The organism is Clostridium sardiniense (assembly GCF_016907995.1).
GTDB classification, from domain to species: domain Bacteria; phylum Bacillota; class Clostridia; order Clostridiales; family Clostridiaceae; genus Clostridium; species Clostridium sardiniense.
In genome coordinates, this window is the sequence record NZ_JAFBDA010000004.1 from 171,816 (window position 1) to 183,677 (window position 11,862).

At 27.7% G+C, this 11,862-nt stretch carries 8 protein-coding genes and 1 tRNA gene; 2 read left to right on the forward strand and 7 right to left on the reverse strand.

Annotation, left to right across the window (positions count from 1 at the left end; genetic code table 11):
- Positions 1 to 8: 8 nt before the first annotated feature.
- From JOC62_RS05440 to JOC62_RS05460, 5 genes are all read right to left on the reverse strand, one after another.
- Positions 9 to 803 carry an ABC transporter permease gene (locus JOC62_RS05440; RefSeq protein WP_204594213.1) on the reverse strand — a complete coding sequence of 265 codons (795 nt, stop codon included), beginning with the start codon at positions 801 to 803 and terminating at the stop codon, positions 9 to 11.
- Positions 804 to 824: 21 nt separating this feature from the next.
- On the reverse strand, positions 825 to 3,110 hold the full coding sequence (locus JOC62_RS05445; RefSeq protein WP_204594214.1) for a bifunctional glycosyltransferase/CDP-glycerol:glycerophosphate glycerophosphotransferase: 2,286 nt from the start codon (positions 3,108 to 3,110) through the stop codon (positions 825 to 827).
- 72 nt (positions 3,111 to 3,182) lie between these two features.
- Positions 3,183 to 4,235 carry a glycosyltransferase family 2 protein gene (locus tag JOC62_RS05450; protein WP_204594215.1) on the reverse strand — a complete coding sequence of 351 codons (1,053 nt, stop codon included), beginning with the start codon at positions 4,233 to 4,235 and terminating at the stop codon, positions 3,183 to 3,185.
- A gap of 215 nt (positions 4,236 to 4,450) precedes the next feature.
- A tRNA-Arg gene (locus JOC62_RS05455) sits at positions 4,451 to 4,525 on the reverse strand.
- A gap of 125 nt (positions 4,526 to 4,650) precedes the next feature.
- Positions 4,651 to 5,508: a sensor histidine kinase gene (locus JOC62_RS05460; RefSeq protein WP_204594216.1), complete on the reverse strand. Its 858-nt coding sequence runs from the start codon at positions 5,506 to 5,508 to the stop codon at positions 4,651 to 4,653.
- A 237-nt stretch (positions 5,509 to 5,745) separates the two neighbouring features.
- Here JOC62_RS05460 and JOC62_RS05465 point away from each other — a divergent pair, with 237 nt between their 5' ends.
- The gene (locus JOC62_RS05465) at positions 5,746 to 6,621 is read left to right on the forward strand and encodes a DegV family protein (RefSeq protein WP_204594240.1); all 876 of its coding nucleotides are present in this window, start codon (positions 5,746 to 5,748) and stop codon (positions 6,619 to 6,621) included.
- Between the two features lie 60 nt (positions 6,622 to 6,681).
- Complete coding sequence (rbr, locus tag JOC62_RS05470; RefSeq protein WP_204594217.1) at positions 6,682 to 7,299, forward strand: rubrerythrin; 618 nt, start codon at positions 6,682 to 6,684, stop codon at positions 7,297 to 7,299.
- 43 nt (positions 7,300 to 7,342) lie between these two features.
- On the opposite strand, the gene JOC62_RS05475 is transcribed toward rbr, so the two are convergent.
- Together JOC62_RS05475 and JOC62_RS05480 are read right to left on the reverse strand one after the other, a co-directional pair.
- On the reverse strand, positions 7,343 to 10,462 hold the full coding sequence (locus JOC62_RS05475; RefSeq protein ID WP_204594218.1) for an AAA family ATPase: 3,120 nt from the start codon (positions 10,460 to 10,462) through the stop codon (positions 7,343 to 7,345).
- Between the two features lie 3 nt (positions 10,463 to 10,465).
- Entirely contained in the window at positions 10,466 to 11,665 is a 1,200-nt protein-coding gene (locus JOC62_RS05480; protein WP_204594219.1) for an exonuclease SbcCD subunit D, read from the reverse strand.
- Positions 11,666 to 11,862: the final 197 nt, after the last annotated feature.

Below are 11,862 nucleotides of genomic sequence, written 5' to 3' on the forward strand. Positions count from 1 at the left end.
TCTTCTCCTTATAACACATCAGTAAAGTCTTTATATAATTTCTTGTAAACATGACTGCCTATTAATGCAGTTATTAATATTACAATCCAAATATATATTGAATATGTTCCTTGGAAGAACCACTCTTTATATAAGAATATATCTCTAAATCCTTCTATAAAGTAATTTACTGGATTTAATTTCATTATAAATTTCATTGTAGGAGAAAGTCCTCTTATATTCCAAAGAATTGGTGTTAACCATAAAACTGCTTGTATAGCCGCTTTTACTAAGTTTTCAAAGTCTCTACTTATAACTGATAGAGATGATAGTGTCCATGATAATACTAAGAAGAATATATACATAGTTGGTATATAATACAAAAATTGTAAATAGTATATATCAGGATAATATCCATACGCTGCAAATATTAATACAATAAATGCTAAAAGCATTATTTGTACATATAGCTTTGATAACAATACAAAAGTAGGAATTGTTGATATTGGGAACTTCATCTTTGTAACAAAGTGTCTATACTGTCTAATTGACATTGCTCCACCAACAATTGCATCACTTATAAAGAACCATGGTCCAAGCCCAGCAATAAGCCATAATAGGAAGGGAAATCCATCTACATAACCACTTTTTCTGATCCCCATCTGAAATGCAAAAAGGTAAACGGCTATTGTTACCATAGGTCTTATAACAGCCCATGCATATCCAAGGGCCGCACCCTTATAAAATTTTACTAAGTCAGCTTTAGATATAAGTATCGTTTGTTTAATATTTCTTATGTTTTCTAATACAATAGTTTTTAACATTTTTTATCACCTATTTATCTATTACTTTTCATTGAATATATATTCAACAAATCTTTCACTTGATTTTCCATCTGTATGATCAAAGAATTCTTTCTTGAATTCTGATACTTTTGTTTCATCAAATTTATCTTCATTTATTATTTTAATAATATCATTATTTGTGTATGCAATAGGACCTGGTACAAATTCATCATACTCATAATAGAAATCTCTCTCTGCAAGATATGATTCCTTATCATATGCAAATAGTATCATCTTCTTATCCAATAATGCACCTTCAAATATAACAGATGAATAATCTGATATTAAAATTTCAGTAACCATTATTAAGTCATTTATATCTGTATTACTATTTAAATTAATTATTCTATTTTTAAATTCTTTAGGTATAGTTATTACATCATCTAAACCATTTTTAACACTTGGATGAAGCTTAAAGATTATTACATAATCTTCTCCAACTTCTTTTAATATTTTTACTGCATCTAATTCTAACTTAAAGTTCTGTCTTTCCTTTGGGCTTCCTCTAAATGTCGGTGCATAAGTTATTATCTTCTTTCCTCTTATAATTGGATGTTCTGATTCTAACTTATTTCTAATAAAGTCTCTATAATCAGTATCAAATAATATATCAGTTCTTGGTACTCCAAGCGGAATTACCTTACTCTCATCAATATTAAATGCTTCTGCATAATGTTTATTTATATTTTTTGAACTTGTTATAACTTTTGTGTAATGTCCATGAGCCCTTTGTTCAAATTCAGATGTATTTCCATCACCTTTTCCAACTGAACTAAAACCAAATTTCTTAAAAGCTCCACAAGCATGCCATACTTGTACAACCTCAACGCCTGGCTTAAACTTTAATCCATAAAGCTGTCTATAATAGTCATCTAAGATTATATATCTCGCTGTAGCAAAATTGTAATACATTTTTATTAATTCCCATAAATATCTATTACTTCTATCCATATATACTTTTATATCATACTTATTCTTTTTAACTAACTCATCGTTTATAAACTTTAGGTTTCCTGATAATATATTTGATTTATTACTCGCTAATATAACTTTATCTTTCTTTATAGGCATTAATTTACTTAATTTAAAGCTAATTCTTACATACTTTTTAGAAGTTTTCTTTATTTCTTCTGGAAGTCTTTCAATCTTTCTTCTAGCTAAGTATTTATAGATATAATATTTACTATGTTTACGAACTGCTTTCTCTACATAGTTTAAAAGATATTTATTCTCAACAGCTAATGTATATCTACTATTAGTATTTAACTTGTTATATACTTTTGTTAATAAATCAATATATTTAGTTCTTGCCTTTGCTGACAAAAATAGATACTTATCTATTACACCTTTAATTACTATCCATTTAAAAGTGCTAAGGTCATTAAATATATCATCATCTACTGCATCTAATAAGTTCTCCATATTAGTTATTGCTTCTAATTGTACACCTTCATCCCTACTAATAATTGCACGTTTGAAAGGTGGCCATATATCAACACTTACAAGTCTTGATATATATGCATACTTTAATCCAGATGCTATATATTTATTTCTTATATTTCTATCTATCTCTTCTTTTGTTCTACTCCAGGAATCACAAACTTGCTTTATAACACTTCCTGATGCAGTATGTATTTGTTGAGTTAATGATTCTGTTGGATTATTTCTCATTCTATAGAAATATGCTACATATTTTGTTGCATAAATTTTTCTAGCTCTTAAATAAGCACTCATTACAAACACTTGGTCTTCTGCATACTTAATAGTTTCTGGAAATCTTAATTCTTTTATTAAACTAGTTCTAAATAATTTATTACATGGTCCTAACGTCCAAAGTAAATCATAATCTTCTTTTATATCTTTAGATCCCTCACTTAAGAAGTGCTTAACCATTGGCCATAATTTTGCTCCATCATACTTGCATGTTCCGCATACTATAACATCTGAATCATTCTTTACAGCTAAGTTATATCTAACTTCTAATGAATCTTTAGGAATTAAATCATCTGAATCCATAAATGCTATGAATTCACCTTTTGCTAATTCTATCCCTTTATTTCTTGCCCTACTTGGCCCACTATTTTTTTGATATATTCCTATTATATTTGAGTGCTTACTTGCATACTCTTCTATAATCGCCTTACTATTATCTGTAGACCCATCATCTATTAAGATTATCTCTACAGCATCTAACGTTTGAACTACTAAAGAATCTAATGTTTCTTTAAGATACTCTTCAACATTATATACAGGCATTATGACACTTACCTTATACTTACTATCCAAGATACCCCTCCTAAATCTGTGTGTTTATTTTATAAACAGTAACATTCTTATATCTAAAAGCTCTATTTACTATTAATTCTTGCCTATTTTTTTTATTCTAATAATACCATTATGCATCTTTATTATTAGTTTGATAGTTTTTATCTTAGATTTTTCACTTAAGGTAGAATTATTTTTTATAATGTCTCTAAATACTAATCTTTTTATTTTTCCTATACTATTTAGTTGCTCTTCTCCTACTACATTTAATAGTTTATTTAAATTTCTTAATGCTTTTAGCTCTATAACTTTATCATTACTTAAAAGAGCCCTTCTAAACGGTGGCCATATATCAATATCAGCCAGTCTATAAAAGTATGCATTTTTAAGTTTTGTTGCTGTTTGCTTATCATTAATATCTTTATCAATTTCATTAGATGTTAATTCCCATGACTTAAGAACCTGTTCTATAACACTTGCTGACGCTGTTTGTATCTGTTGTGTTAATGATTCAGTTGGATTATTCCTCATTCTATAGTAATATCCAGCATACTTAGTTGCATATATCTTTTTTGCCCTTAAGTAAGAAGTCATAACAAACACCTGATCTTCAGCATATTTAATACTTTCTGGAAATTTTAATCCTCTTATAAGATCTGTTTTAAAAAGTTTATTACAAGGTCCTACAGTCCATAGTAAGTCATAATCATTTTTTATATCTTTAGAACCTTCTGCTAAAAAATGTTTATGCATTGGCCATGTCTTCTCTCCATCATACTTATAAGTACCACAAACTATAACATCAGCTTTATTATCTAAAGCTAAATTATATCTTACCTCTAATGAATCTTTTGGTATTATATCATCAGAATCCATAAATGCTATAAACTCACCTTTAGCTAATTCTATTCCTTTGTTTCTAGCCCTACTAGGTCCACTATTATCCTGATATACATTAACTATGTTATTGTACTTCTTCGAATACTCTTCTATAATTTCACCACTCTTATCAGTAGATCCATCATTTATTAGTATTAATTCAAAATCTTTTAAAGTTTGTTCCATTAAAGAATCTAGTGTTTCTCTAAGATACTCCTCTACATTATAAACAGGAACAATAACGCTTATTTTGTACTTCTTAAACAAAATACCCCTCCTGTACTTTCTAATAGAAAGCTTTGCGTATATTCTGAATCAAATATACTATTAATATTATAAAGCCTTTATACAATTTAATATTATTTTTAAACTTGCTGCATTAATTCAATAATCTCAATTATAATATATTCTCTTATGTATGTACAGTTAAGCCTTTTTATATAAAATAAAAAACTTCAAAAGAAAAGTCTTTTGAAGTTTTATGGTAGGGCGTATAGGAATCGAACCCATAATGTACCGTCCGTAGCGGTATGTTATATCCATTTAACTAACGCCCCATATATTATTTTTTATTAACAGAAATATTTTATCATAATTTTTAATCCAGTGCAAACTTATTTGCGGTAAGCTAAATGGAAAGAGGCTATACTTAGAAGCTTCTTTCCTTGTTATAATTGCTTATTTAAAGATATATATCTGAAAACTCTATTTCTAATAATTGAACCTTGTCACTATGTTCTTCAAACTTGACTTCTTCTTTTTCTAATTTAATATTAGGAAGCATAACTGTAAACGTAGAACCTTCTCCTAATTTACTCTTTAAAGATACTTTTCCATTATGAAGCCCAACTAATGATTTAACTAAATCTAAACCTATGCCGCTTCCTTTATACTCACTCTTTTCATTTCCTCTATCAAATCTATCAAAAATTTTCTTTTGCTCTTCTTCACTTACGCCTATACCATTATCCATTACACTAATTTTAATATATTCATCGTCTATCATAAGAGTTACATATATATAACTTCCACTTGGTGAAAATTTTATAGCATTTGAAATAAGGTTTATACATATCCTGTCAAGAGATTGAGGATCTACCGCAACTATGCATTCCTCTTTATTTGTATCAAATATAAGAGTTATATCTTTTTGTTTTGCATATTTATCTATAGAACCTATCGTATCCTCAAGGAAGTTTACTATTTCTATATTTTTCTTATTCATTTTAAAATAATTTTTCTCTAATCTAGTTACATCAATTAAATTATCTATTAACTTTAGCATTTTATAGCTATTTCTTTTTAACATCTTTAAATATTCTTTTTCTTTATCATTATAATTAGAATATTCATTCTTCTTAACACATTCTAGCATCTGATTTATGCTCATAATCACATTTAGTGGTGATCTTAAATCATGAGATATATTCAGTATGAACTTTTCTTGCATTTCCTGCTTACCTTTTAAATTCTCTATAAGTGATATCATCTCTTCTCTCGATAATTCATTTACCTTATGTTTAAATTTATTTTGGACCATAATTCTCCCTACCTTACCCCCTATTTTAACCCTAAATAAATTTTATCATTATTTTCGAATACTAACAACCATTTTTTTGTATAATATCCTTTAATTTCATTTTTATTTCTATAAAATAAATTTTATAAAGTTATATTATTTTAAGATTTTATTGATATAATTTAATAACTTGTATTTCTATTTATACTATTAGATAATATCTAAGTATAATAAATTAATAAAAGGGAGGTTTTTATTATTAAAAATTTTATTATAATGACAGATTCTAGTTGTGATTTACCAAAAGATATAATAGATAGATTCTCTATACATTATATTGGTCTTATATGCAATTTAAATAATACTGAGTATGTTGAGGACTGTGGAGAATCATTAAGCTATTCAGATTTCTATAATGATTTAAGAAATGGTCTAATGCCAACCACATCACAGATAAATAGTTTTAGATTTTATGAAGCCTTTGAAAAGTATACTAAAGAAGATATTTCAGTTATATACCTAGCATTCTCTTCAGCACTAAGTGGGACATATAATAGTGCATTAATTGCTAAAGAGGAAATACTTGAATCTTATCCTAACGCAGATATATCAATCATAGATACTCGTTCAGCTTCACTTGGAGTAGGACTTTTAGTTTATGATGCATGCACATTAAGAGAAAATGGAGCTTCAAAAGATGAGGTTATTAAATATATAGAAGATACTAAGCTTAAGGTAAATCATCTATTTACAGTTGACGATTTGAACCATTTAAAACGTGGGGGTAGGATCTCTCCTGCTATGGCTACTATAGGTACATTACTTCAAGTTAAGCCGCTTCTTTACATTCCTGATGATGGTACTCTTCAAAACTTTGGTAAAGTAAAAGGAAGAAAGAAATCAATAAAAGCTTTATTTAATAAATTTGAAGAAAAAGTATTAGATCCTAGTAATCAAACAATTTTCATATCTCATGGCGATTGTTTAAATGATGCGAAAAACTTAGCAAATATAATAAAGGAAAAGTATAATACAGAAGTAATTATAAATTATATTGGACTTGCAATTGGAAGTCATGCCGGTCCAAATACACTAACTCTTTTCTTTAAGGGAAATAATAGAAATATAAATTAAACATAATCTTCTTTTAAATAGTTAATACTATAACGAGAACTATTTGAAAGGGGATTTTTTATGAAAAGTTTAAAAGGAAGTAAAACAGCTGATAATCTAGCTAAGGCATTTGCAGGTGAATCTCAAGCTAGAAATAGATATACATTCTTCTCAAGAGTGGCTGCAAAGGAAGGACATAAGCAAATTGAATCTATATTCTTAGAAACAGCTGAAAATGAAAGAGCTCATGCTAAGGTTTTTTATGACTTAATGATTGAAGGTCTTGGTGCAGCACAGATTCATGTGGATACAGATTATCCAATAGGTTTTGGAACTACTTTAGATAATCTAAAATATGGAGCTGAAGGCGAAAGAGAAGAATGGGGTACTGCTTATCCTGAATTTGCTAAGGTCGCAGAAGAAGAAGGTTATCCAGAAGTAGCATTTGCTTTTTCTAAAATATTAGAAATAGAAAAGCATCATGAACAACGTTATTTAGATCTATATGCTAACTTAAAAGATGATCTTCTATACAAACGTAATGAACCAGAATATTGGAAATGTAGAAATTGTGGGTATATCTATGAAGGAACTGAGGCTCCCAAAATATGTCCTGCATGCAAACATCCTCAAGGATATTTTGAAATTATGTATGACACTGAAGCTCTTGGCAAAAGTAAAAGATATGCCCCTAAATAATTGGAGGCAGAAAATGAGATACTTATAAAGTATCTCATTTTTATTATAAAACATTAAATTTTGCTATACTTCCATTTTTAGTTGCCTTTACTTCAAGTTTTGCATCTACTCTTTCTTTAAGCTCTTCAACGTGAGATATTATACCGACTAATCTACCCCCACGTTGTAAATCTAAAAGACTATCTATAGCATTATCAAGAGATTGTGGATCTAAAGTACCAAAACCTTCATCAACAAACATTGTTTCTAATGATACCCCTCCACTATTTGATTGAACTACATCAGATAAACCAAGGGCTAAAGATAACGATGCCTTAAAACTCTCTCCTCCTGAAAGTGAGCTTACATCTCTTGAACTTGCTGTATAATTATCATAAACTTCAAGCTCTAACCCCTTTTGACCTGCACCTTTACTCTTACTTGTTTTTCTTCTAAGAGAGAATCTATCTCCTGTCATTTTTTCTAACCTTAAGTTTGCTGCATCTATTATATCTTGGAAGTATGATGCTAATACATATCTTTCAAATGATATATACGGAGCTTTCCTTCCATTTGAAAGCTCTGAGAGTTCTCCTATAACTCTATACTCATCTTCTTTTTCCTTAAATTCCTTATTTAATTCTATAACCTTTTTTAAAACATTCATATTATTATCTATTATAGAAAACTCTTGTTTTAATTTATCTTCTTTTTCTTTCTCATCTATCTTCATACACTTAATTGAATCATCTATTTCTTCTATAGAAACTACACTTATATTTTCACATTTTTTATTTAATGTTTCTTTAGCTTCCATTAATATTCCGATTTTTTTGTTGTATTCGATTATTTCTTTATCCAGAATATCTATTTTATCAATATATATTTTTGTATTATTATAGTCATCTACATTTAAAAATCCTTCTTTTCCTAAATTAACTACAAAATCTTCTTTGGCCTTTTTAATATCTTTTTTTAACTCTTTAATGCTTTTTTCTATTTCTTTACACTTTGATTTTTCACCTTCAAAAATCTTTATAGTATTATCTCTCTTTTTTACTAGTGTAATTAATCTATTCTTACTATCCTCTAACTGCTTTTCCTTATCTTTTATTGATTTCGCTAAACTATTAATAGAATTAACTTCATGTGGAATATCTTTTTTAAGATTATTACATGAAGCCTTTAAGCCCTCAAGCTTTGCAAAGGTCCCTTTGTCTTCATTATTTAGTAATTCAATTGCTGCTTCTAATATCTTTATATCTTCTTCTAATTCCATATTTCTTTTTTGAAGTGAATCTTTATTATTTATCTTAATTATAATATCCTTTAGTTCATTATTTATAGAATCAATTATCTTCTTTAATTCAATCCCCTTATCTCTTATGATAACTTTTAAATTATCTTCATAAGTACTAAAATCATTTCCTATGTTTACTGACTTTAAGATATCATTGATATTTTGCAATGCATTATTCAAGTTAGAATTTATTTCAGTTAGATTTATTATCTTTTCATTATTATTTTTTTCATATTTTTCAAATTCAATCTTCTTTTTCTTTAATTCCTCTTCAGTTGGTATACTTCTGCCACTTTTACTTGCTGGATTTGGATGGTCTAATGAACCGCACACAGGACAAGGATTTCCATCTACTAACTCATTTGCTAATATACCAGCTTGTTCTTTCTTATATATCTCTTCTAAACTTTCATACTCACTTTTAATATTTTTATATTTAATTTCAAACTGAGAATATTCATTTTTAAAATTTATATGATCATTTTTTATACCTTCATATAATCTTATCTTCTCGTATAAATCCCTCAGTTCATTAATTCTTTTTGTTTCATCTTTTATACTATTTTCTAAATTAACTTTTTTAATTTCAAGCTCAGAAATATTCTTTAATACAGCTTCATTTTCTTCTCTAATTTTTTTATTTTCCTCTAAACGCAATTGCTTATTTCTTATTTCATTAGTTATTTCCTTAATTCTATTTTCAAAAGTTATTATTAGCTTTCTTTCTTTTTCGTAAGCCTCTATCTTAGGTTCTATATTTCTTAATTTACCTATCTCTTCAGTAAGCTCAACTCTTAATTTATCATTATTTTCTTCAATCTTTACAAAATCCTCTTGCTTGCTTAATTCATTTTTTAATCTTTCTATTTCTTTAATTGAATTATTATATTCTGTATCTTTTATCTCTAATCTTTTATTAAAATCTATATACTTCTCTTCTATATGTTTAATATCTTTAGCCTTTTTTATTTTTAATAATAGTTCCTTTTTGCTTTCAAAATCAGCTTCCTTAAGAAATTCTTTTTCTAAGCTTATTGTTGTTTCTTCCTTTTCTTTTAGTAAAGCATTATTTTGTTCCCCCATTAATTTTTCTTTATTCTTTTTTTCTAAAGCAATTTTTATTTCATTTAATGAATCCTTATTTTCCTTATACGAACTCTTCTCACTATTTATCAATTCAGTAAGCTCCTCTATTACTAAAGGAAAATCTATATACTCACCAATTAAAATATTATGTTCACCTTGTATATTTTCTAAATAAGTCTTCATCTTTTCTTTACATAAGTTTCTTTCCTTACTTAATTTAATAGCCTTATCTTTAAGTGATGACTGTATTTTTTCAAAGACATACGTATTAAATATCTTTCTAAAAATCCCCTCACGTTCTACAGAACTTGCAAGAAGTAATTTCTTAAACTCACCCTGTGGAAGCATAACAATTTGCTTAAACTGTTCCTTAGTTATACCTAAAATTTCAGTTATTTTATCATTAACAGCCTTAACCTTTGTAATAACTTTACCATTTGGAAGTACTAACTCTGCCTCTGGCTCTTTATCTGTAAACCCTTCCCCCCTAGTCTTTCTTTTCTTTTGTTTAGGGCTTCTTACAACTTTGTATATATCTCCTCTAAGTTCAAAATCTAACTCTACAAATGTTTCCGTATCATCATCTGCAAAGTGGCTTCTAAGGGAATCATTTTCTCTAGATTCTCCGCTTGCCTCTCCATATAAAGCATAACTTATAGCATCAAATATAGTAGTCTTACCTGAACCTGTAGTACCTGTTATAACAAATATATTTCTACCTTTTAATTCTCTAAAATCAAGTTCTTGCTTTTCTGCATATGGTCCAAATGCTGATATTACTAACCTAACCGGTCTCATAAATTACACCTCCTCTTTTAAAATTTCATTTATAGTTTCATCTATAATTTTACTTTTCTCTTCTGTAAATTCTCCATCTGATAATGAGTTATAAAATTCTTCAAATAAATCTTTTTCTGATTTATTTTTATATCCTTTTTTAGCTGATGTGCTATTCTCATCATGTTCTCTTTTCTTTTCTCTAGTTATTAGCATTACATTTGGATATACTGCTCTTAATTTTTCTATTGGATTTATAAGTTCACCTTCATCTAATAGAATTGCCTGTATATAATCTTCTCTTCCATCTACTACACTTCTACCGACCTCTATAAGTTCATCTATATTTCCTTTTATGATTCTTAAATCCCTTATTGGCTTTAATTCTCTTAAATCTAAAGTTACATTCTTATCCTTATCTATATCGAATATTGTAACTCCCTTCTTTTGATTAACTTCCGAGAATGAATACTTTAATAATGAACCCGAATACCTTACTTCTTCTCTTCCTATTTTTTGCCTTCCATGAAGATGTCCAAGTGCCACATAATCAAAGTCATTAAATATATTACAATCAATGAGATCTGTTCCACCTATTGATAAAGGTCTCTCTGATTCGCTAACCTCAAGATTTGCAGCCTCATATTTATCTTCACTTGATTCTTTAGCCTCTTCTCTATACATAGTTACATATCCATGTGCTACTAGTATATTTCTATCACTCTTATCAATATTTTTATTTATATTTTCTACAACTGCTTTCATTACATCATTATGATTTTTAATTTCACTATTATCTAAAAGTTTCTTAATTACTGATGGATCTTTATAAGGTATTAAATAAAAATTCACCTTACCATATTCATCATCTATCTCTATTTTTCTATATAATTCTTCGTCACGACCTACGATATATAATCCTTGTTTTTCTAGTATATTACTAGCAAAGCATACTCTCTCTCCACTATCATGATTTCCTGATATGGCTAAAACCTTTATTCCTTTTTCCATTACTAATTTACTTAAAATATTATTTAGTAATTCTACCCCATCAACAGGTGGGATTGATCTATCATACATATCTCCAGCTATTATAAGTACATCTGGCCTTTCTTTATCTACAAGCTTTATTAATTCATCTAATATATATTTTTGATCTTCTAACATTGAAAACTCATTTACTATTTTCCCAATATGCCAGTCACTTGTATGAATAATTTTCATATTAATCCTCCCTACCATTTTTACTATATAAATTAATTATATCAAAAAAGATGATTTCTAACCTTTAGAAATCATCTTTATATTGTATATGAGTCTATCTCACTAAATATAGTAATTACTTTTAATACTCAGATTTTTAGAATATTTATATATCTCTCTGTTATATTCATATTTCATACATCAATATAAATTTCTAA

Coding starts and splice junctions, on each gene's coding strand:
- JOC62_RS05440 (WP_204594213.1), bottom strand. CDS start 803: ATGTTAAAAACTATTGTATTAGAAAACATAAGAAATATTAAACAAACG.
- JOC62_RS05460 (WP_204594216.1), bottom strand. CDS start 5,508: ATGGTCCAAAATAAATTTAAACATAAGGTAAATGAATTATCGAGAGAA.
- rbr (WP_204594217.1), top strand. CDS start 6,682: ATGAAAAGTTTAAAAGGAAGTAAAACAGCTGATAATCTAGCTAAGGCA.
- JOC62_RS05475 (WP_204594218.1), bottom strand. CDS start 10,462: ATGAGACCGGTTAGGTTAGTAATATCAGCATTTGGACCATATGCAGAA.
- JOC62_RS05480 (WP_204594219.1), bottom strand. CDS start 11,665: ATGAAAATTATTCATACAAGTGACTGGCATATTGGGAAAATAGTAAAT.